The organism is Streptomyces sp. NPDC000075, assembly GCF_040301925.1.
GTDB lineage: Bacteria > Actinomycetota > Actinomycetes > Streptomycetales > Streptomycetaceae > Streptomyces > Streptomyces polychromogenes.
This window is the reverse complement of the sequence record NZ_JBEPFL010000005.1, coordinates 122,964-143,950: the sequence shown is the minus strand read 5'-3', so window position 1 is coordinate 143,950 and position 20,987 is coordinate 122,964. Positions and strand designations below refer to the sequence as shown.

Genomic DNA, 20,987 nt, shown 5'->3' with positions numbered 1-20,987 from the left:
CTCCTGACCCCGCAGGAGGCCTCCTCATGTACGAGCCGATCCGCTCCAAGTCGGCCGTCCACGTCGTGGACGGCAGCCGCAGCGAACCCCAGTACCCGCAGAGCAGCCGGGGCGAAGCCCTCGACATCCAGCTCGCCGGACACCTCGCGGCCCTGCTCGCCGTCACCGACGAGCTCGGGCTGGAGGACGGCGGCGCCGCCCGCATCGCGGAGCAGGTGGCCCGCCTGCGCGGCTCCCAGCCGGTACGGGTCGCCCACCCGGCCCCGCCCCAGGGCGCCGACACCCTCACGCTCCACCGCCGGGCCCACGACCTCGCCGCCCGCGCCCTCCTCGTCGCCGCCTCCCGCGCCGACACCGCCGTGGCCATCCTCGCCGCCCAGCGCATGGACGCCCACGCCGCCGCCGCCAACCCGGTCGGCGCCCCTTAACGGCCCCGGTCCGGGGCCGCGGAGGCTCCGGACCGGGCGCCATACACCTCGGCGGGGCCGGGCGCCCTCGCGGCGCGGGCCCGCCATCTCCTCCGCGAGGGGCCGGAGAGGGCGGGGCCTCACTCGGCGGTCTCAGAGAAGGGTTGGGGCTTTCCCGTCAGTCTCATCGTCCTTCCGCGTCGGGCCGCCCTGTCAAGGGCGCTCCTTCGTCGCGTCGCTTCGCGATGGCCTTCGGCCACCCTTGACAGACCGTCCCGCCACGGAAAAACGAAGACTGCCGGGAAACCCCCAAAGAAACGGGACGGACGTTCATGGGGCATGCGGCCGTGTCAGGGATCAGCCGGGCAGGCCGGGGGCCGGCAGACCACACATCCGGCCCCCATGAGCAGCAATCTGGGCCACCCCACGCATCAGATCGCTACGCGCTTCTCCCGTCTCGGCGTCCACCGGCCGTCTGGGGCCGCTACCTGCACGACATGCCGATCAGAGAGGCATCCGGGAGCGGTGGGCGCATCAGATCGCTACGCGCTTCTCACGTCTCGGCGGCTGCGGGCCTTCTGGGGCTGGTCATAGGCGGGCTCGACGTTGGCGACGGCGGTGGTGAATTCGCGGCCGGATGCGCCCCGGATGTAGGCCAGTTCCATCCAGCGGTCGTAGTCGGCGGAGTCGGAGACGTTCTCGTTGATCACGGCCATCAGGACACCTTCGGCGCCGGAGGCGATGTCGCGCACACGACGGCGCAGGAGGCGGTGTGGGACGTATTCGTATTGCTCACTCATCGGGCGCCGCCTCGAAGGTAGCCAGGAAGCGCTGCCAGCCGGCGAGCGCACGGTCCAAGAGCTCGCTGCTGGGGTCGCCTACGGCTCTCACTCTGGACAAGGCGATGTCCGTCGCGGCTTCGTGGCCGTTACTCCGATCGGCGTGGAACGTTGGCATGCCTGAACCCCTCCGCATTCCACAAGTCATGTTGCTTGCGACAACCTCCAGGAAAGCGGAGCGAATCGGGTACCTCCACGGCAGCCATGCGGCAGGCTTGATGCAGATCCGTGCGTGGGGCCCGAAAGGGCCAAGGGCGCGAGAAGGGGTCGCATGGGACTGGCGGAACGACGCAGGACCCTGGGTTACAGTCAGGAGAAATTGGCCGAGTTGCTTGGCGTGGACCGTACAACGGTTGGGCGCTGGGAAGGCGGCAAGACCGCGCCGCAACCATGCCAACGGCCATGCTTGGCAAGCGCCCTGGGCCTCAGCCTTCAGGAACTGGAAGTCCTCCTGCCACCGTCACAAGCAGCAGGCCAGGGGGACGCGGAGCCGAAATCCACTGACCACCCGAGCGTGGGAGACCCCGACGAGATGATCCGCCGCGAGTTCCTCCGCATACTCACCGTTAGCGGCGCGCTGAGCGCCCTGCCGCTCGACGAGGCAGAGGCTCTCGCCGATGGCGTGCACAGAGGGAACCCAGAAGACTTCGCCCGCATGAACAGCCACCTGTGGCAGGTCTACCAGCTCGCGCGAACCAAGGGAGCGGTTTATCCCGTCGTTCGTGATCAATTGGCCACACTGAAGGAAGCTCTTTCCCGGGGCCGAAACGGCAACTCGGTTCCTCTCCTCAGCTCAGCCGCCGACCTCTTCCAGCTGGCAGGCGAAGTCGCCTTCGACTCCGACCGGTATGTGGACGCGGCAGCCTCCTATGCCCTAGCGGCTTCGGTAGGGAAGGAAGCCGGGGCGTACGACCTGTGGGCATGTGCACTCGTACGCCACGCGTACGTGGACGTGTCCGAGAAGAGGTACCGCGAGGCAGCTGACGTCCTGCGTGCGGCAGAGATCGTTGCGGCCCGGGGCGATAGCGCTCTGTCCACCCGCCACTGGGTCGCCTCGGTACAGGCAGAGGTACTGGCTGGATTGGGTGATCTCACAGGGTGCGAGCGGGCCCTCGCACGAGCCGACGAGGTACAGCACCTGCCTGACAACAGCTCGAATGGCGGGTGGCTCCGGTTCGAAGGCACCCGGCTCGCCGAGGAACGCGGTGCGCGGTACGTGCAGCTAGGTCGTTTCGACCTCGCAGAAGAGGTACTCCTCAAGGCGTTGGCCCAAAGCGCACTGGCCTTCGGCCACTCGTATCGCCGAAGGGGAGCAGTGCTGGCCGATCTGGCCGTGATCGGCGTCAAGCGTCGGGATCCTGAGCAGGTCGCGACGTACGCCCGTGAAGCGCTCGATCTCGCCCGCGCATCATCATCGGGATACATCGCCCGTAGACTCCGAAGCCTGTGCGACGAGTTCGGTCCCTTGGCCCGAGACCACCGTGTGGCGGAGCTGGGGGCGGAGATCGCCTCGCTGAGGGCACCGTGACGAGAGGGGTTGGCATGGCGGAGACCGGTGGAGCGCGGTTGTTCCGGGAAGCCTGGATCGCCGGGGTGCGGCGGCATTTTCCGGGTGAGCCGAAGGCCGGTTACGTGACCCCGTGGGACGACACCCCGCAGTGGGAGCGCGAGGCGGCCGGGGCCGTGTACGCGCAGGTGCGGCAGTTCATCGAGGTCAGCGGCGGGAGGACGGACCGGCTCTCACGGGAGCAGAAGGGGCGCTTCGTCGCCGTCTGCTGGACCGCGCAGATGTTCCGGCACTTCGACGCCCCGAAGCCGGGCTACGTCGCCGACTGGCCTGACCTTCCGGCCTGGCAGCAGGAGACCGACGCGGACGTCTTCGAAGCGATCGAGAAGGCGGGCGGAGGGGGCTGATGGACCGGTCGCCGGTGATCACTCACCTCGCTTGGGGCGAGATGGAAGTCGAAGGGCTCGCGCCGGGGAAGGACTTCGTGCTGTACCCAGGGGGCGGGAAGCCCTGGGACTGGAACGAGTACGGGACCCGGCACGACCCGGGGATCCGGCCCGAGGACGTGCGGCAGCTGATGGAGCGTGGCTGCACGGTCGTCGTCCTCAGCCGGGGGATGGACCGGCGGTTGAAGACCATGCCCGAGACGCTGCTCGTGCTGCGGGAAGCCGGTGTCGCCGTGCACGTCGAGGAGACGCGGGAGGCTGTCCGGCTCTACAACCGGCTGGCGGGTGCGGACGAGGCGGTCGGCGGGCTGTTCCACTCGACCTGCTGACCACCTCTTCGCGACCGCGCGCAGCTTGCCGAGGTTCACGCCGTGGTCGTCGCCATGCCTCTCGTACACCGCCCAGCTGGACCTGGCGGCGTGTCGTGCGGGTAGCGGCCCCAGACGGCCGCCGGACGCTGAGACGGGAGAAGCGCGTAGCGATCTGATGCGTGGGGTGGCATGGCTTACTGGCTGACGGGCCGGATGGGTGGTCTGCCGTGTCCCGGTCTGCCCGGCTGGTCGCTGATCCCGCCGCATGTCCAAGGAACGTCCGTCCCGTTCCTTTGGGGGGTTCCCGGCAGTCTTCGGCTTTTCGTGGCGGGTCGGTCTGTCAAGGGTGGCCGAAGGCCATCGCGAAGCGACGCGACGAAGGAGCGCCCTTGACAGGGCGGCCCGACGCGGAAGGACGATGAGAATGACGGGAAACCCCCAACCCTCCCTGAGACCGCCCGGGTCAGACCCCGATAGCCCCCGTCCCGGCCGCGTCGTCTAGTCCGCTCGGTTCAGGCGGTTGGCGAAGGTGGAGACCGTGTACGTGCCGATGCCGAGGACGACCTCCAGTGCGTTGCGGCGGGTGTAGCCGTGGGACTGGAACGCCGCCAGTTCCTCGTCGCTCACCGCGCCCGTGGTCGCGAGCGCCTGGAGGGTGAACCGGCGTACGGCGTCGAGGCGTTCGGGGGCCGGTGCCGGGCCGAGGGCGGCGAGCTTGGTCTCGTGCATGTCGACGCAGAGGCCGCACCGGTTGTGCGCGGCGACGGTCAGGATGACCGTCTCGCGGGAGTGCGGGTCGAGCGTGGTCGACTCGAAGATCTCGCTGAGCTTGAGGAAGCCCTCCAGGGTTTCCGGAGAGGACTCCTTCAGCAGGGCGACGGCGTTGGTGGCGCGGGCGGACAGGGGGGTGGCGTTCACGGCGGCTCCTGGACCAGTGGATGGGACGGCCTGCGGATAGAATCGACAACATGGTTGACGATGTCCGTGGAGAAAACGTAAAGCAGGTTGTCGATCAGGGCAAGGAGGTTTCCGATCCCCCCGGCTTCGAGCTGCCCCTCCTGCTCTTCGGTGCGTTCCGCACCCTGATCGACCGCCTGCACGCCCGGCTCGCGGAGGAGGGGCATCCCGATCTGCGTCCGGCCTATGGCTTCGCCATGCAGGCCGTGGGCGCCGGAGGCGCGACGGCGAGCGAGATCGGGCGGCGGCTCGGTGTCTCCAAGCAGGCGGCGGGCAAGACGGTCGACCGGCTGGTGGCGCTCGGCTACGCGGAGCGGATCGACGACGTCCACGACGCCCGCCGCAAGCTCGTCCGCCTCACCCCGCACGGCCGGGCCGCCCTGCACCGCTCGGCGGCCGTCTTCGACGAGCTGCGCGGGGAATGGGTCGCCGCGCTGGGCGCCGAGCAGGTGCGGGGCATCGAGAACGGCCTGCGCCGGGTCGTCCCCCCGGAGACGGCCTTCCGCCTGGACGCGACCAGCTGGCTGGGCGGCGCCTGAGCCCGAGCCGAAGGCGCCCGAGCCGAAGGCGCCCAAGCCGAAGGCGCCCGAGCCGGCTCGGCGTGCGGGAGACGCAGGTCACATCGGGGTCGTGTCACAGGCCGCCGACACGCGGTGTCTTGAGGGGGCAACGACAACAACGGCAATGGAGTCCACCATGAGCGCTCGTCTGAACCTCTTCGCCAACCCGGTCGCCGCCAAGGCGTGGAAGCACATCATCGCGGCGAGCAAGGCGCTCGGGGAGTCGACCCTGCCGGCCTCGACGCGCGAGCTCGTGATGCTCCGGGCCAGCCAGATCAACGGCTGCGCCGGGTGCATCGACATGCACACCAAGGACGCCGCCGCCGCCGGCGAGACCGCCGTGCGCCTCAACCTCGTGGTGGCCTGGCGGGAGGCCACGGTCTTCACCGAGGCCGAGCGCGCCGCCCTGGAGCTGACCGAAGAGGCGACCCGTATCGCCGACGCCGCCGGCGGCGTCAGCGACGAGGTCTGGGGCAACGCGGCCAAGCACTTCGACGAGGACCAGCTCGGCGCCCTGGTCACCCAGATCGCCCTCATCAACGCCTTCAACCGCGGCAACGTCATCGTGCGGACGCCGGCCGGCGGCTACGAGCCCGGCCAGTACGAGCACTGACGGATCCGCTCCCCCAGCCCCGAAGGACACACCCGATGAACATCGCCCTGTGGATCGTGACCGGACTGCTCGCCGCCGCCTACCTGCTGGGCGGGGCCTTCAAGGTGATCACGCCGAAGGAGAAGATAGCCGCCTCCGGCTCCAGCGGCAGATGGGTCGAGGACTTCAGCGACGGCGGCGTCAAGGCCATCGGCGCCCTTGAGGTCCTGGCCGCGGTGGGCTTGGTCCTGCCCGCCGTACTCGACGTCGCGCCGGTTCTGGTGCCGCTGGCCGCCCTCGGGCTGGTGCTGCTCATGCTGGGTGCGGCGGTCGTCCGCTTCCGCCGTCACGAGCCCAAGCTCGTGGTGGTGGACCTGGTCTACGTCCTCCTCGCCGCCTTCGTGGCGTGGGGGCGCTTCGGCCCCGAGTCCTTCACCGGCTGACGGCGGCGCCCGGCGGCACGGCCGCCTCAGCCGGGTGTCGCCGCCACCCCCGCCACCCCGCACCACGGGACCGTCGCCGGGGGCCAGACCGGGCCGACGGCCTCCGTGCGGGCCGGCGGGGTGGTCGGGGTGAGCCCCGGGAGGCGGACCAGCGACTGGGACGTGCGGGCGTCCGGCAGGGGCGGCCTGCGGTCGCGGAACTCGACCGTGACCACGTACGAGCCCTGACCGCCCCGGGCCTCCACCACCGCCAGGACCCGCCGGCTCGCCGGGTCGACGCGGCAGTCGGTGACCTCGACCCGCGGCGGCGGGACGGCCGCGGCGGCCGGCTGGGACGGCGGGCCGCTGGCCCAGACGTACAGGCCCAGCGGGGCGAACACCAGGAGCCCGGCCAGGCCGACGAGGCCGACCACCCAGCCCTGCCATTTCAGTGCCATGCCCCCGATCCTCCCGGTACGGCAGGCACGCCGCCAGCACCCGCCCACTCACACAGCATTTCGAAGCGGGACCGCCTGGACACCTCCCGTTCACCCGACTCCTCGCGGAATGTGGGTTTCCGTGAGCAGGCTGCACCCGTGAGACGCATCCTTGGAATCGCTCTGGCGGTCCTCCTGACGGGCGGCGTGATCGCCGTCATCGTCCTCGGGGGGAACGCGGCAGAGGGCACGGCAACGAAGACCGTGCGTGGCGTCATCGGATCGGAGAAGTCCGAGTTCTTCCGCGATCCCGACGTCGTCAAGGCCCTTGCGGACAAGGGCTACACCGTGAAGACGGAGACCTCGGGCTCCTGGGCCATGGACCGGCTGGCCCTCAAGGAGTTCGACTTCGCCTTCCCCAGCAGCAGTGAACCCGCGCAGGAGATCGAGGCCGCCGCCGGGGTCAAGGGGGCACAGACCGCCAAGCCCTTCTTCTCCCCCCTCGTCGTCCTCGCCCGGGCCAACGCCGCGAAGGTCCTCGCGGACAACGGGCTGGTCAAGATGAACGGGAAGAACTCCGGCACCCTCCTGACGGGCCCCTACCTCAAGGCCGCCGGCGAGGACCGCACCTGGCAGCAGCTGAACGGCTCCGCCGCCTACACCGAGCTGACCGGCACCCTGTTCATCAAGACCACCGACCCGGCCGCCTCCAACTCCGGCGCCCTGTTCCTCGCCGCGACCTCCAACGTCGCCAACGGCGGCACGGTCGTGTCGGACGACGCCGGGATCACCCGCACGGCACCGCTCCTACGCAAGCTGATCGAGGTCCAGGGGGCCCTGGAGACCTCAACCGACGGCCCCTTCCGCTCCTTCGTCAGCGGCAGCGGGGAGCCGCTGGTCCTCGCCTACGAGGCACAGGTGGCCTCCCTCCTGATGCAGAAGCAGACCAACGCCGAGCTGGGCGGCATGGTCGTCCTCTACCCGGACACCACCGTCAACTCCCCGCACACCTTCGTCCCGCTCAACGACAAGAGCGGGGAACTCGGCACCCTCCTGGCCACCGACCCGCAGCTGCGCCGGCTCGCCGTCCGCCACGGGTTCCGCCCCCAGGAGGGCGTCGCCGAGTTCACCGCCGCCACCGCGCCCTACGCCGGCTACCTCAACCCGGGCCTGACGGGGATCCGGCAGGTGGGCGCTCCGACCGTCAAGGCGCTGATGGCGATGGCCGCCCGCGCCAAGGGCCAGGGGGACCACTGATGACGACGACTCCGCTGACGCCGCCCGGGGACGACGCGGGCAGCCCGCTCGTCCTGACCGCGCCCGAGCCCGTGCCCACCGTGAAGCGGGAGCAAGCCTCCGGCCTGGTCCCGCTGGACGAGGGCGTACGCGACGAGATGTCGCGCCGGGCCGGAGAGTACGTCGGCCAGCTCTCCGGGATCGACACGCGCTCCCCCGAGTTCGCCACCCGCATCCACGACATCACCGCCCTCGGCTCCGCCGACATGCGCACCGCCGCCCACCAGTCCAACCGGATGCTGGAGCGGGCCGTGCGCTCGATCGGCCCGGACGGCGGCGGTGACGCCCAGGCCCGGGTCGCCGGCTCCCTCGTCGAGCTGCGCCGGACCGTCGAGGACCTCGACCCGCAGGCCGGCGCCCCCGCCAAGGGGGCCCGCAGGCTGCTGGCGAAGCTGCCGGGCGGCAACCGGCTGCGCGACCACGTCGCCAAGTACGCCTCCGCCCAGGACACCCTCAACCGGATCGTGCAGGCCCTGCTCGGCGGCCAGGACGAGCTGCGCCGCGACAACGCCGCCCTGCACACCGAGCGGGCCCGGCTCTGGGAGACCATGGGCAGGCTCCAGGAGTACGCGGTCCTCACCGAGGCCCTGGACGCGGCCGTCGAGGAGCGGATCAGCGAGGCGGAACGCACCGATCCCGGCCAGGCGGACGCGCTCCGCTCCGACGTGCTGTTCCCGGTCCGCCAGAAGCACCAGGACCTGCTGACGCAGCTGGCCGTCTGCGCCCAGGGCTACCTGGCCATGGACGTGGTCCGGCGCAACAACGACGAGCTGATCAAGGGCGTCGACCGGGCCGCGACCACCACCGTCTCGGCCCTGCGCATCGCGGTGATGCTGGCTTCGGCCCTCGACGGCCAGCGCAAGGTGATCGAGCAGGTCAACGCCCTGCGCGGGACCACCGAGGAGCTGATCCGCGGGAACGCCGAGATGCTGGCCCAGCAGAGCGGGGAGATCCAGCGGATCGCCGCGGACCCGGCGGTCGGGGTGGAGACGCTGCGCACGGCCTTCGGGCAGATCTACAAGACCCTCGACGCCATCGACTCCTTCAAGGTCCAGGCCACGGAGAACATGGCGGCGACGGTCGAGTCCCTGACGGGCGAACTCCAGGCGGCCTCGGCGTACCTGGCCCGGACCCGTACGCCGAACGCCCTGGAAGGGGGCGACCGATGAGGCGGCACACCGCGCGGATGCGCAGACGCCTCGCGGCGGCCGTCGCGCTGGCCGCCACCCTGCTGGGGGCCTCGGCCTGCGCGGGGGGCTCGCCGGACGACACGCCGTCGGCCGGTTCGGGGAGGCCTGCGGCCGAGTACAAGGAGGGCCGGCTGCGCGTCCTGGCGTCCAGCGAGCTCGCCGACATGGCGCCGGTCCTCAAGGACGCCGAGACCGCCACCGGCGTCGCCGTCGACTTCACCTGGTCGGGGACGCTCGACGCGGCCGAGCAGGTGTCCTCGGGCAAGGCGGACGGCCGGTACGACGCGATCTGGCTCTCCTCCAACGACTACCTGCGCCTGCGCCCCGAGGCGGCCGCGAAGCTCGCCAACGAGACCCCGGTGATGTCCTCGCCGGTCGCGCTGGGCGTCCGGCCGGAGGCGCTGGCCCGGCTCGGCTGGAAGCCGCAGGAGGTGACCTGGTCGGCGGTCGAGGAGGCCGTGGCCGCGGGCAGGCTGACGTACGGGATGACGGACCCCGTCCGCTCCAACTCCGGTTTCTCGGCCCTGGTTTCGGTGGCCTCGGGGCTTTCGGGGGCCCAGGCGGCGCTCACCGCCGAGGACGTGCGGAAGGCGCAGCCCCGCCTGAAGGGGTTCTTCAACGGGCAGAAGCTGACCTCCGGTTCCTCGGGCTGGCTGGCGACGGCGTACGCCAGGCGCGGGGACGTCGACGCCCTCGTGAACTACGAGTCGGTCCTGCTCTCCGTGAACAAGGACGCCAAGGCGCCGCTGACCGTCATCCGCCCCAAGGACGGCGTGGTCACCGCCCACTACCCGCTGACCCTCCTGACCTCCTCCCCCGCCGGGGCCCGGGAGTCGGGGCGGCGGCTGACGGAGTACCTGCGGGGCGACGCGGCGCAGAAGGCCATCACCGAGAAGACCTTCCGCAGGCCGGTGGCGGCCGGGGTGGCCCCCGCCGCCGGGCTGGACGCGGACAAGCGCCGCGAGCTGCCCTTCCCGGGCTCGCGTGCGGTCGCCGACGGGCTGCTGGCCTCGTACGAGAACGAGCTGCGCCGGCCGTCGCGCACCGTGTACGTGCTCGACACCTCCGGCTCGATGGGCGACGACAACCGCATCGGCCGGCTGCGCGACGCGCTCACGGACCTGACCGGGACGGGGAGTTCGGGCCCCGGTCAGCGGTTCCGCGACCGTGAGGAGGTGACGCTGCTGCCGTTCGGTGACGGGGTGAAGCAGGTGCTGACGCACGTGGTGGAGCCCGGCAACCCGGGCCCGGCGCTGGACGCGATCCGCGGTGACGTGAAGTCGCTGCGTCCCGACGGGGGTACGGCGGTGTACGGGAGCCTGAAGGCCGCCTACCAGCACCTGGGCAAGGGGAACGCCGACGCGTTCACCTCGATCGTGCTGATGACGGACGGGGAGAGCGGGGACAAGGTGCGGGACTTCGACTCCTTCTACGCCGGCCTGCCCGAGGGGCAGAAGCACACCCCGGTCTTCGCGGTGCTGTTCGGGGACTCGGACCGCAAGGAGCTCTCCCACATCACCGAGCTGACGGGCGGCCGGCTCTTCGACGCGACCAAGGGCAACAGCTCGCTGGACGGTGCCTTCGAGGAGATCCGTGGCTACCAATAGGGCCCTGGCGCGGGCGCTGGGGTATCTGGAGTCGAAGAAGAACCTGGCGGGCGGCGTCTGCGGCCTCGTGGGCCTGGGGCTGACCGTAGCCGGGGTGGCGGGTGCGTACTGGCCGGTGGTGATCGCGGGCCTGTACGCGGCGGGGGCGCTGGTCGCCCCGCCCGAGCGGGCCCCCGTCCCGGTGTTCCCGGGGACGGCCGAGCGGCTGGGTGTCCTACGGGAGGACCTGGGCCGGCTGCGGGACTACATCGCGGAGGTGGAGCTCGCGCCGGCGGCCGGGGGGCGGCTGGGCGGGCTGCTGGACCTGTACGCGGCGCTGCTGGAGCCGGGCTGGGTCTCGGAGGCGCTGGCCACGGAGCCGGACGCGGTGCACGCGCTGTCGCGGGCGATCCGGCTGGACGTCCCGGAGTGCGTGGACACCTACGACCGGACCCGCTGGTGGACCCGGCTGACGCCGGGCGGGGAGTCGCCGGAGCGGCACCTGGAGCGGCAGTTGACGGTGCTGTCCGAGGAGGCGGAACGCCTGACGGCGGGCCTCCAGGACAGGGAGGCCCGCCGTCAGCAGACGCACACGACCTACCTCGAGGAGCGCGGGCGCTCCTGAGGGGCGGGACGGGCGGCGGCCGGGACAGTGGCCGCCGCTCGTCGTCGGGCGTGTGCTGCGATGGGAAAGCCTTGGTCGGGGATTCCCACAGCGGTGGGAGAACCTTGGTCGGGGACTCCCACGTTCAGGTGGCCTGCGGCATCGGCAGGCGTCGGGCTCAGCCCAGGCGCTCGACGAGCGCGTGGTACTGCTCCCACAGCTCCTTCGGCGTGTGGTCGCCGTAGGTGTTGAGGTGGTCGGGGACCAGGGCGGCCTCCTCGCGCCACACGTCCTTGTCGACGGTGAGCAGGAAGTCGAGGTCCTCGTCGGAGATGTCGAGGCCGTTCAGGTCGAGGGCGGCCTTGGTCGGCAGGACGCCGATCGGGGTCTCGACGCCCTCGGCGTTGCCGTCGAGGCGGCCGACGATCCACTTCAGGACGCGGCTGTTCTCGCCGAAGCCGGGCCACACGAACTTGCCCGCGTCGTTCTTGCGGAACCAGTTCACGTAGTAGATCTTCGGGAGCTTGGTCTGGTCCTTGTCGGCCGCGACCTTGACCCAGTGGGCCATGTAGTCGCCCATGTTGTAGCCGCAGAACGGCAGCATCGCGAACGGGTCGCGGCGCAGCTCGCCGACCTTGCCCTCGGCGGCGGCGGTCTTCTCGGAGGCGATGTTCGAGCCGATGAAGACGCCGTGGTTCCAGTCGAAGGACTCGGTGACCAGCGGGACGGCGGAGGCGCGGCGGCCGCCGAAGAGGATCGCGGAGATCGGGACGCCCTTGGGGTCCTCCCACTCGGGGGCGATCGTCGGGCACTGCGACGCCGGGACGGCGAAGCGGGCGTTGGGGTGGGCGGCCGGGGTCTGGGACTCCGGGGTCCACGGGTTGCCGCGCCAGTCGATCAGCTCGGCCGGGGGCTCCTCGGTCATGCCCTCCCACCAGACGTCGCCACCGTCGGGGGTGAGCGCGACGTTGGTGAAGACGGTGTTGGCGTACATCGTCTTCATGGCGTTGGCGTTGGTGTGCTCGCCGGTGCCGGGGGCGACGCCGAAGAAGCCGGCCTCGGGGTTGATCGCGTAGAGGCGGCCGTCCTCGCCGAAGCGCATCCAGGCGATGTCGTCGCCGATGGTCTCGACGGTCCAGCCGGGGATCGTCGGCTCCAGCATGGCGAGGTTGGTCTTGCCGCAGGCGGAGGGGAACGCGGCCGCCACGTACTTGGTCTCGCCCTCGCCGGCCGGCGGGGTGAGCTTGAGGATCAGCATGTGCTCGGCGAGCCAGCCCTCGTCGCGGGCCATGACCGAGGCGATGCGCAGCGCGTAGCACTTCTTGCCGAGCAGGGCGTTGCCGCCGTAGCCGGAGCCGAAGGACCAGATCTCGCGGGTCTCGGGGAAGTGCGAGATGTACTTGGTGGTGTTGCAGGGCCACGGGACGTCGGCCTCGCCCTCGGCGAGCGGGGCGCCGAGGGTGTGGACGGCCTTGACGAAGAAGCCGTCGGTGCCGAGCTCGTCGAGGACGGCCTTGCCCATGCGGGTCATGGTGCGCATGGCGACCGCGACGTAGGCGGAGTCGGTGATCTCGACGCCGATCGCGGAGAGCTCCGAGCCGAGGGGGCCCATGCAGAAGGGCACGACGTACATCGTGCGGCCCTTCATGGAGCCGCGGAAGATACCTTCCTGCCCGGCAAAGAGCTCCTTCATCTCGGAAGGGGCCTTCCAGTGGTTGGTCGGGCCCGCGTCCTCCTCCTTCTCGGAGCAGATGAAGGTCCGGTCCTCGACGCGCGCGACGTCGGAGGGGTCGGAGGCGGCGTAGTACGAGTTCGGGCGCTTGGTCTCGTCGAGCTTCTTGAACGTGCCCTTGGCGACGAGCTCCTCGCACAGGCGCTCGTACTCGGCTTCGGTGCCGTCGCACCAGACGACGCGGTCGGGCTGGGTGATCGCCGCGATCTCGTCGACCCAGGAGATCAGCTCCTGGTGCGTCGTCGGGAGGGAAGGGGTGGGAGCCGCGTTGTCGCGCGCCACGATTGCTCCTTGTTGAGGGGTTTGTTTGGTGTATGCCCCGTGGGGGCCGCGACCCGGACGCTTCGCGCTCCGCTCATCCGGTGTCGACCGCACTCATCTGATCATCCGGTGCGTGTGCGCATATGTCCAGGGGGCCTCTCACGTGAGCATCGCCACGTCAGTCAATCTTCCGTAAAGAGGACTAACGGAAACCTACGCACCCGTAGGTAGCATGAAGACCATGACTTCTGACGCCGCTGCCGTAGCGACCGCACCGGCCGGACGCGCAGCTCCGGAGGCCAAGCCGCTGATGCGCGGGTGGCTGCACACCGGAATGTTCCCTGCCGTGGTGGTCGCCGGCCTCGTGCTGATGGCCTTCACCGACTCGACCCGGGCCCGGGTCGCGTGCGGGGTGTACATCCTCACCGCCTGCCTGCTCTTCGGCGTCAGCGCCGTCTACCACCGGGGCACCTGGGGCCCGCGCGGCGAGGCGATCCTGCGCCGGCTCGACCACGCGAACATCTTCCTGATCATCGCGGGCACCTACACCCCGCTCACCGTCCTGCTGCTGCCGGACTCCACCGGGCGGACGCTGCTGTGGGCGGTGTGGCTCGCCGCCGCCGCGGGCATCGCCTTCCGCGTCTTCTGGGTCGGCGCCCCGCGCTGGCTCTACACCCCCTGCTACATAGCGATGGGCTGGGCCGCCGTCTTCTTCCTGCCGGACTTCATGCGCACCGGCGGCATCGCGGTCCTGGTGCTGGTGATCGTCGGCGGTCTCCTCTACAGCGCCGGCGGGGTCATCTACGGGATCAAGCGCCCGAACCCCTCCCCCCGCTTCTTCGGCTTCCACGAGGTCTTCCACTCCCTGACGCTGGCGGCCTTCGTGGCCCACTACGTCGGCATCTCGCTGGCCGCGTACTCGCACTGAGGACTGCCCCGGGTACCGCTTCATCCTGCCGTTATCGCACGGCGGCCCGGAGGGCGCATTCCGGACGCCGCTCATGGAGGGGCCCCGCCGCAGCACGCGGCGGGGCCCTTTCCCGTGCGGGCGGCTAGCAGGTGTAGCCGTCGCCGTCCGCGTCCAGGCGCAGCGGGTCACTGCCGTTGACCTTCATCCGCCGCGGGAAGCGGTGCGCGGCCAGCCACTCGCAGCGGGCCGGTGTGGTGTTCGCCACCTCCGCGGGGAAGGCCGTCGGGACGCACACGTTGACCGTCCCGTAGTGCCGGTCGCAGCCGGCCACGGCGGGCGCGACCGGGACGGAGGCCCGCTGCCGCGGGTTCTCCTTCGGCGCGGCCAGTTCATCGGCGAACGTGTGCTCGTGCGGGGCGGGCTGCTGCCTGGCGGCGGCCGCCGCCAGCGAGGGCGCCCCGCCGAGGTGGACCCAGGTGGCGACCGAGGGGACGCCGGCCGCGTCGACGCCGAAGAGCATGTACCAGCCGGGCGGTGCCAGGTTGGGGTTGCTGGTGACGTTGAGGTCGATGGTGGTGTTGTTGACCACGCTCATCGGCAGGTCGACGAACCGCTGGTTGGGGTCGGAGGAGTGGGTGACCGCCGCCGGCCGGATCAGTTCCGCCTTGGCGATGGGCCGGTCGACGGTGATCCGCTGGGTGTCCCCGTACACCCACTCGGTGTCGATCACCGAAGTGAGCTTCGGGCGCGGCCCCTTGAACAGGTAGGGCGGGGTGTAGACCGACACCGCGTGGTTGTACGTGCCGTTGCCCGGGTTGTCGCCGACCGACATGACCCGGCCGTCGGGCAGCAGGAAGGCCCCCGAGTGGTACGTGCGCGGGATCGGGTCGGCGGCCAGGCCCGGCTGGTAGGTGTTGGTCCCGGGATCGAAGAAGGAGGCCTCGAAGACCGGGTCGGCCCGGTCGTGCAGACCGCCGCCGGTCTCCAGCACCTTGCCGTCGGGCAGCAGCACGGCGGAGACGTACATCTTGCCCTCGGCACCGGTCTGCGGGCGCTTGCCCGTACCGGTGTCGACGAGCCCCTGGGGCAGGTCGGGACCCGGGGTGTAGGCGGGGCTCGGCTTCTTCAGGTCGATGAGGTCGGTGAGCCGGTTCGCGGCCGGGTTGGTCTCGTTGTTGCCGCCGCCGATGGTCAGGACCCGCTGGTCCTGGGCCGGGGGCAGCAGGACGCTCGCCGACTCGTCGCGCTCGTCCTTCTTGCGCAGGCCGGGCACGTCGGTGATCGTGTTGGCGGCGTAGTCGTAGACGGAGGAGCCGGATCCGGCGGTGCCGTTGCCGAAGGTGTGGCTGCCGGAGTAGAAGAGCCGGCCGTCCTGCATGAGGATCATCGACGGGTACAGGCCCCAGTACGACCAGGTCTGGTTGACCTGGTTCAGCGGCAGCCACTTGTTCTGCGCCGCCGAGAACCTCTCCGCGGTGACGTTGCCGGTGGAGTCCTCCTTCAGCCCGCCGAAGGAGATCACGTCACCGTTGCCGAGGATGGTCGCGGACGGGTACCAGTGCCCGCCGTTCAGGTCGTTGGTCCTGGTGTACGTCTCGGTCGCCGGGTCGAAGACGTACGAGTCCTTCAGCCCCTGGTAGCCGATCTTGCCGTCGGCGGACGGGTAGCCCTTGTTGCCGCTCATCACCAGCACCCGGCCGTCGGCCAGCTGCACGTGCCCGGAGCAGAACATGTCCACCGGGGTCGGGATGGTCTTCACGCTCCCGGCGACCGGGTCGTAGACGGCGGAGGTGAAGGTCCCGGCGTTGAACTGGGAGATGTCGTTGCCGGAACCGGCGATCAGCAGCACCTTGCCGTTCTTCAGCACCACCGCGTGCATGGAGCGCACCGGGTTCTGGGTGCCCATCACCTCCCACTTGCCCTTGGCGCACTCCTCGGCCGTCCCCGTACAGGCCGGCTGGGGCGGGACGGCGCCCACCTCCTCCAGCGCGTAGTCGTCGGTGGTGAGGGTGCCCACCCCGTAGACGGACAGCCCCCAGGTGATCTTGTCGGTGTTCGGCGGGACGGCCGGCGTACGCACCTGGGTGCGCGACCAGGCGGCGCTGACCGGCGGGTTCTGCAGGTCGGTCCAGTACTGCCAGCCGGCGGCGGTGTCGTGGCGGAAGACGGTCACCGCCACGTCCGGGGTGTTCGACTTGTACCAGGCCGACAAGTCGTACTGCTTGCCCGGCACGACGGTGGGCGCGCAGGTGGCGTTCTCCGTGACCAGGGCCTTGCGGTCGCCGCTGACGCGGCGGGTGAGCGAGACCTGCACGGCCTTGGTGCCGCTGTGGACGTCGGCGACGGTGGCGAAGGTGAAGTCGTTGTCGCCCCAGCCCGATTTCTCCCAGCAGGACGGCATGTCGGAGCCGGGCGCGCCGGCGGTTTCGAAACCGGGGTTGGTGAGCAGGTTGGGCGCTCCGGCCGTGGCCTGCTGGGGGGCGGTGAGCAGCAGGCCTGCGGTCATCGCCCCGACGGCGGCCAGCGCGGCCCTGCGCCCTGCCCTCCGTCGGATCGTCCTTGGCATGCGGTGGTCCTTTCGGTGCGGCTCAACTCCTGGGCATGACGCGGTTGCGGGCCGCCGCGCGTGGCCCGCGCGGCAGGTAGACGAGGGTCTCGGTGGCGGCGAAGCGCAGCACGAAGGTGGTGACCAGCGCCAGGGCCGTCGCGGGCAGGACGCCGAGGCCGAACCGGTCGACGAACAGCGCGATCAGCGGGATGCGCAGCAGCAGGTCGGCGTTGGCGAGGAGGGCGAAGCGCCCGACGCGGTCCGCCCAGTGGCGGTGGCGGCGGCGGTCGCGGAAGAGGAGGTTCTCGATGAGGAGGAAGTTCCACAGCACCCCCGCCTGGTTGGCGACGACCTCGGCGACGAGGTACTGCATCCCGGCGTGGGTGAGCAGCCACAGCGCGAGGAGGTTGGGGACGAAGCCGGAGAGCCCGATCAGACCGAAGCCGATCATCCGGGCGAGCGGGCTCGCCGAGCGGAGGGCGGCCAGGTGGGTCAGGAAGCGCAGTCCTTCGCGGGCGGTGGACTTGGACTCGCCCGCGAACCGGTCCTGGAAGACGAAGGGCACCTCGGCCGTCGTGCGCGACCGGCCGGGGGCACCTCCCAGCGGTAGCCGGAGGCGGACGGCCAGCTCCAGCAGGATCTTGTAGCCGAGCGGTTTGAGGGCCTCGCCGGCGACGGCGCCGGCGACGGCGGAGCGGCGCACGGCGAAGAAGCCGCTCATCGGATCGCTGATCCCGCGCAGGGCGCGCGGGAAGAGCCCCTTCGCCAGCCAGGTCGCGCCGCGCGAGACGGCGACGCGGTAGCCGCCGGCGAGTCCGGCCCGGCTGCCGCCGGGCAGGTAGCGGGAGGCGACGACGAGGTCGGCGCCGGTGCGCTCCCCCTCGCCGACCAGCTCGGGGACCAGGTGCGGCGGGTGCTGGAGGTCGGCGTCCATGACGACGATCCACTCGGAGCCGGCCCGCGCGATGCCCTCGACGACGGCTCCGCCGAGGCCCCCCGAGGGGGTGTCGCGGTGCAGGACGGCGACCGGGAAGGGGCAGTCGGCGGCGGCCTTCTCGATGACGGCCGGGGTGTCGTCGGTGGAGTCGTCGACGAAGAGCACCTCGTACGGCGGCCCTGCCGGCAGGGCGTCACGGAGCTGGCGGAGCAGCTCGGCCACGTTGGCGGACTCGTTGAAGGTCGGGATGATCAGGGTGACGCCGCCGGTCCCGGAGGAGACCGGCGGAGTGCCGACTTCCGGATGGTCCAGGGCGTGCGGGGGCCACAGGTCCTCGCTCATGGTGGTTCAGCTCCCACTCTCGCGGTCGGTGCGGCGGATCTCGATACGGTCCTCGCCCGTACCGAAGACGGCGACCGCGGTCGAATGCTCCAGAGCAGCCTTCACGGTGGGCAGGTCCACCGCGTCGCGACGCACGGTGGGCGAGGAGACCACGTAGTCGATGTCCCGCCAGCCGCGGGGCAGGGTCTTGGTGACGGCCGGGTCGAGGTCCGCCTTGTAGAACCAGATCGCGCCCGGTCCGGGTGCAAAACCCGAGTGAACGGCGTCGAGCCAGAGCGCGTCGTCGACGAGGACACGGGTGTGCGCCGGGTCGGGCACCTCGCGGCCCAGCCAGGCGGCGGCCTGCCGGTAGGGGGCGTTGGCGTCAGCGGTGAGGGCGGTGCGGTCGCCCTCGTACCAGCGCGGCAGGACGTACGCGGCCGCCGCGAGGGCGAGGACGCCGAGCAGTGCCCGGCGCGCGTACAGCAGGGCCCGCCGCTCGCCGGCGGTGCGGCGCCGGCGCAGCACGGCGTGGGTGACGCTGGCCGCGGCGGCGGCGAGGACCAGGGCGAGGAAGGGCAGCGCCTGGATCACGTACATCGCCGGGAGGTAACCGGAGGGCCGCATGGCGACCGCCGCGAGGATGACGGCGGCCAGCGCCGGGCCCGCGAGCGCCCGGGCGGTGACCGACCACCGGTGGGTGGCCAGCAGCAGGACGGCGCCGGCCAGCCCGCCGAGCGGGAGCACGGTGTCGTAGTAGAGCCAGGACTCGAAGACCCCGTTGGAGCCGGAGCCGGGGTCGAGGATGAAGCCGGAACCGGGGCGGCTCATCTGGTAGGTGATGCCGTCGATGAGGGAGACGTGCCCCGCTCCGGGCAGCAGCTCGTTGTTGAGGAGGGCGTACAGCGGGTACGAGAGGCCGATCAGGGCGCAGGCGGTGATGGCTCCGGTGACGGCGAACTTGCGGGTGTCGCGGTGGCTGTGGCGCCACATCGTCACCAGCAGCGCCGGGAGCACCACCAGCATCGTCTCCTTGGTCAGGACGGCGGTGGCGGCCGCCAGCCCCGAGCCGAAGTGGTGCCACAGGTGCCGGCTGGGGGACGCGGCCAGGCAGAAGGCCAGCAGCATCCACACCACGGCGAGGTTGTCGAGGAAGATCTCCCGCTGGAGCACCACGGACAGCGGGGACAGCCCGAACAGGCCCATCGCGAGCCCGGCCGCCCAGCGCGGCAGCCACAGGCGGCGGGCCAGCACGTAGATCAGTACGGACCCGGCGGCGGAGACGGCGAGCATCGAGAAGCGCATCGGCGCGACCGTCATCCAGTCGGGCACGAACAGCGACGGCAGCCAGGTCAGGGCGGCGATCTGGATCCAGCCGAGCGGCGGGTGGTCGTACCAGTAGGTGTAGTGCGCGAGGCCGTCCCCCTGCTGGACGGCCCACGCCTGGGCGAGGTAGGTGCCCTCGTCGTCGCTCAGGGCCGGGAAGTTCGTGAGGTTCCAGCCCTGGACGAGGACGATCACCAGCAGCAGGGCCCCGCACAGGATCAGGTCGGGGCGCGAGGAACGGAAGCGGACCAGCGGGCGGACCGGGGCGGGCGGCCGGACGCCCAGGCCCCCGCCGCCGGTGCCGCCGCCGGTGCTTCCGGTGCCGCCGCCGGGGGCGCCGTCCTCGGGGGCGCCGTCCTCGGGGGCGCCGTCCTCGGGGCGCCGGGAGCCGGGCAGGTCGCGTACGGGCAGGAGCTGGGCGGTGGCGGTGGCGGTGTCGTCCGCCGGCTGGGGATCAGTGGCCGTACGCACGGTGGCGGTCACCGGTGGGCGTCCTCTCGGATCGGGGCGGCGGAGTGCTCGGCCGGGGCGGCGGCGGTCTCGGCCGGGGCTGCGGCGGTCTCCAGGTGGGCGCCGGTGTGGCTGGTCAGCTCCCACTCGTTGCGTCCGCGCTGCTCGCGCCAGACCGCCCGGATCGCGGCGCCCGCCAGCATCACCTGGTAGAAGGGCCCGCCGGCGATGAGCTTGAGGTAGTGCACGAAGCGCACGCGCAGTCCGTACTGGCGGCCGAAGTCGTGCAGGCCGACGATCTCGAAGACGAACGTCACCATCGCCGTGATCATGGGCAGGAAGGTGATGATCGCGACCCCGACGGGCACGTCGAGGAAGACCGCCACGGCGAAGTTGACCGGGATGATCACCCCGGAAGCCGCCTGCATGAAGGGGGTCATCAGCGTGTAGCGGGCCAGCCACCGCTGCCCGCGGCCGGGCAGCTGCTGCCAGTCCTTCTTCCGGTAGACCTGGAGGAAGCCCTGGTTCCAGCGGGTGCGCTGCTTGAGCAGGCTGATCAGCGAGCCCGGGGTCTCCTCGCGGGTGACCATGTCGGAGTCGTAGGCGACGACCACCTTCTTGCCGACCGAGGAGAGCCGTACGCCCAGGTCACAGTCCTCGGCGAGGCAGTTCTGGTCCCAGCCGCCGGCCTCGCGCAGCACCTCGGTGCGGACGAAGACGGTGTTCCCGCCGAGCGGGATGAACCCCTTCTCGGCGTGCAGGTGGAGGCGGGAGCGGAACCAGAAGAAGTACTCCAGGCAGTTGCGCAGGCTGTACCAGCTGGAGTGGAAGTTGATCAGCTGGACCCCGCCCTGGACCACGTCGGCGCCGGTGGCGCGGAAGGCGTGGTCGACGTGGGACAGCAGCTGGGGGTGGACCTGGTCCTCGGCGTCGAAGACCCCGACGATGTCGCCCCGGCAGTGCGGCAGGGCGGTGTTGAGGGCCTTCGGCTTGTTCTTCGTCTCGTTGTGGTCGACCACGACCCGGACCCGCTCGGGCGCCCTGGCGGCGGCGCGGTCGGCGACGGCGGCGGTGTCGGGGTCGTCGTGGCCGACGATCACGATGATCTCGTAGTCGGTGTGGCCGGACTCCAGGAGCCGGTCGATGGTGTGTTCCAGTACGGCCTGCTCGTGACGCGCGGGCAGCAGCAGCGAGAAGGCCAGCCGGTCACCGCCGTCGGGGCGGTCGAAACGGGTCGAGGCCAGCGTCTCGGGCGTGCGCCAGGCGTGCATCTGCCACCACAGGGTGAAGGCGGCCATCCAGAACAGTGCTAGAGAAATGGCGGATATAACGACAGAGGTGAACAAAC

General features: G+C 71.2%; 20 protein-coding genes and 1 pseudogene. 12 read left to right on the top strand and 9 right to left on the bottom strand.

Annotated elements, in window-relative coordinates; genetic code table 11:
- Positions 1 to 26: 26 nt before the first annotated feature.
- A complete protein-coding gene (locus ABT403_RS08395) occupies positions 27 to 428 on the top strand; it encodes an SCO4983 family protein (protein ID WP_344164137.1) in 402 nt (133 codons plus the stop codon).
- 521 nt (positions 429 to 949) lie between these two features.
- On the opposite strand, the gene ABT403_RS08390 is transcribed toward ABT403_RS08395, so the two are convergent.
- A complete protein-coding gene (locus ABT403_RS08390) occupies positions 950 to 1,207 on the bottom strand; it encodes a hypothetical protein (RefSeq protein ID WP_344164134.1) in 258 nt (85 codons plus the stop codon).
- A gap of 310 nt (positions 1,208 to 1,517) precedes the next feature.
- Between ABT403_RS08390 and ABT403_RS08385 the strand changes: the two genes are divergently transcribed.
- From ABT403_RS08385 to ABT403_RS08375, 3 genes are all read left to right on the top strand, one after another.
- The gene (locus tag ABT403_RS08385) at positions 1,518 to 2,774 is read left to right on the top strand and encodes an NsdA family TPR-like regulatory protein (RefSeq protein ID WP_344164131.1); all 1,257 of its coding nucleotides are present in this window, start codon (positions 1,518 to 1,520) and stop codon (positions 2,772 to 2,774) included.
- A 14-nt stretch (positions 2,775 to 2,788) separates the two neighbouring features.
- A complete protein-coding gene (locus ABT403_RS08380) occupies positions 2,789 to 3,160 on the top strand; it encodes a hypothetical protein (protein ID WP_344164128.1) in 372 nt (123 codons plus the stop codon).
- Positions 3,161 to 3,237: 77 nt separating this feature from the next.
- Positions 3,238 to 3,528, top strand: coding sequence for an MTH938/NDUFAF3 family protein (locus tag ABT403_RS08375; RefSeq protein WP_425580248.1), 291 nt, complete (start codon positions 3,238 to 3,240; stop codon positions 3,526 to 3,528).
- Between the two features lie 3 nt (positions 3,529 to 3,531).
- Here ABT403_RS08375 and ABT403_RS39015 read toward each other — a convergent pair.
- Positions 3,532 to 3,600: pseudogene (locus ABT403_RS39015) on the bottom strand (DNA alkylation repair protein); the annotation flags it as partial.
- 408 nt (positions 3,601 to 4,008) lie between these two features.
- Complete coding sequence (locus ABT403_RS08370; protein ID WP_344164122.1) at positions 4,009 to 4,428, bottom strand: carboxymuconolactone decarboxylase family protein; 420 nt, start codon at positions 4,426 to 4,428, stop codon at positions 4,009 to 4,011.
- 50 nt (positions 4,429 to 4,478) lie between these two features.
- Between ABT403_RS08370 and ABT403_RS08365 the strand changes: the two genes are divergently transcribed.
- The 3 genes from ABT403_RS08365 to ABT403_RS08355 all read left to right on the top strand — a co-directional run bounded on the left by ABT403_RS08365 (position 4,479) and on the right by ABT403_RS08355 (position 6,062).
- On the top strand, positions 4,479 to 5,006 hold the full coding sequence (locus tag ABT403_RS08365; RefSeq protein ID WP_344164119.1) for a MarR family winged helix-turn-helix transcriptional regulator: 528 nt from the start codon (positions 4,479 to 4,481) through the stop codon (positions 5,004 to 5,006).
- 157 nt (positions 5,007 to 5,163) lie between these two features.
- Positions 5,164 to 5,640 carry a carboxymuconolactone decarboxylase family protein gene (locus ABT403_RS08360; RefSeq protein ID WP_344164116.1) on the top strand — a complete coding sequence of 159 codons (477 nt, stop codon included), beginning with the start codon at positions 5,164 to 5,166 and terminating at the stop codon, positions 5,638 to 5,640.
- A 35-nt stretch (positions 5,641 to 5,675) separates the two neighbouring features.
- Positions 5,676 to 6,062: a DoxX family protein gene (locus ABT403_RS08355; protein WP_344164113.1), complete on the top strand. Its 387-nt coding sequence runs from the start codon at positions 5,676 to 5,678 to the stop codon at positions 6,060 to 6,062.
- A gap of 26 nt (positions 6,063 to 6,088) precedes the next feature.
- Here the strand turns inward: ABT403_RS08355 and ABT403_RS08350 are convergent, their stop codons facing one another.
- On the bottom strand, positions 6,089 to 6,499 hold the full coding sequence (locus tag ABT403_RS08350; RefSeq protein WP_344164111.1) for a hypothetical protein: 411 nt from the start codon (positions 6,497 to 6,499) through the stop codon (positions 6,089 to 6,091).
- Positions 6,500 to 6,637: 138 nt separating this feature from the next.
- Between ABT403_RS08350 and ABT403_RS08345 the strand changes: the two genes are divergently transcribed.
- From ABT403_RS08345 to ABT403_RS08330, 4 genes are read left to right on the top strand one after another with little or no spacing between them, the layout of a single operon-like run.
- Positions 6,638 to 7,735, top strand: coding sequence for a hypothetical protein (locus ABT403_RS08345; RefSeq protein ID WP_344164108.1), 1,098 nt, complete (start codon positions 6,638 to 6,640; stop codon positions 7,733 to 7,735).
- Positions 7,735 to 8,943: a toxic anion resistance protein gene (locus ABT403_RS08340; RefSeq protein WP_344164105.1), complete on the top strand. Its 1,209-nt coding sequence runs from the start codon at positions 7,735 to 7,737 to the stop codon at positions 8,941 to 8,943. The genes ABT403_RS08345 and ABT403_RS08340 overlap by 1 nt, the downstream gene beginning before the upstream one ends.
- A complete protein-coding gene (locus ABT403_RS08335; protein WP_344164102.1) occupies positions 8,940 to 10,571 on the top strand; it encodes a substrate-binding and vWA domain-containing protein in 1,632 nt (543 codons plus the stop codon). Before ABT403_RS08340 ends, ABT403_RS08335 begins: the two co-directional genes overlap by 4 nt.
- Positions 10,558 to 11,175, top strand: coding sequence for a hypothetical protein (locus tag ABT403_RS08330; RefSeq protein WP_344164099.1), 618 nt, complete (start codon positions 10,558 to 10,560; stop codon positions 11,173 to 11,175). The genes ABT403_RS08335 and ABT403_RS08330 overlap by 14 nt, the downstream gene beginning before the upstream one ends.
- Before the next feature lie 157 nt (positions 11,176 to 11,332).
- Here the strand turns inward: ABT403_RS08330 and ABT403_RS08325 are convergent, their stop codons facing one another.
- A complete protein-coding gene (locus ABT403_RS08325) occupies positions 11,333 to 13,168 on the bottom strand; it encodes a phosphoenolpyruvate carboxykinase (GTP) (RefSeq protein WP_344164096.1) in 1,836 nt (611 codons plus the stop codon).
- Positions 13,169 to 13,379: 211 nt separating this feature from the next.
- Here ABT403_RS08325 and trhA point away from each other — a divergent pair, with 211 nt between their 5' ends.
- On the top strand, positions 13,380 to 14,075 hold the full coding sequence (gene trhA, locus ABT403_RS08320) for a PAQR family membrane homeostasis protein TrhA (protein WP_425580247.1): 696 nt from the start codon (positions 13,380 to 13,382) through the stop codon (positions 14,073 to 14,075).
- A gap of 124 nt (positions 14,076 to 14,199) precedes the next feature.
- On the opposite strand, the gene ABT403_RS08315 is transcribed toward trhA, so the two are convergent.
- The 4 genes from ABT403_RS08315 to ABT403_RS08300 all read right to left on the bottom strand — a co-directional run bounded on the left by ABT403_RS08315 (position 14,200) and on the right by ABT403_RS08300 (position 20,985).
- Positions 14,200 to 16,623 (bottom strand): galactose oxidase early set domain-containing protein, encoded by a 2,424-nt coding sequence (locus ABT403_RS08315; protein ID WP_344164090.1) that lies wholly within the window; start codon positions 16,621 to 16,623, stop codon positions 14,200 to 14,202.
- Between the two features lie 22 nt (positions 16,624 to 16,645).
- Complete coding sequence (locus ABT403_RS08310; RefSeq protein WP_344164088.1) at positions 16,646 to 17,884, bottom strand: glycosyltransferase; 1,239 nt, start codon at positions 17,882 to 17,884, stop codon at positions 16,646 to 16,648.
- Between the two features lie 6 nt (positions 17,885 to 17,890).
- Positions 17,891 to 19,474, bottom strand: coding sequence for an ArnT family glycosyltransferase (locus ABT403_RS08305; protein ID WP_425580273.1), 1,584 nt, complete (start codon positions 19,472 to 19,474; stop codon positions 17,891 to 17,893).
- Between the two features lie 194 nt (positions 19,475 to 19,668).
- Positions 19,669 to 20,985 carry a glycosyltransferase gene (locus ABT403_RS08300; RefSeq protein ID WP_344164085.1) on the bottom strand — a complete coding sequence of 439 codons (1,317 nt, stop codon included), beginning with the start codon at positions 20,983 to 20,985 and terminating at the stop codon, positions 19,669 to 19,671.
- Positions 20,986 to 20,987: the final 2 nt, after the last annotated feature.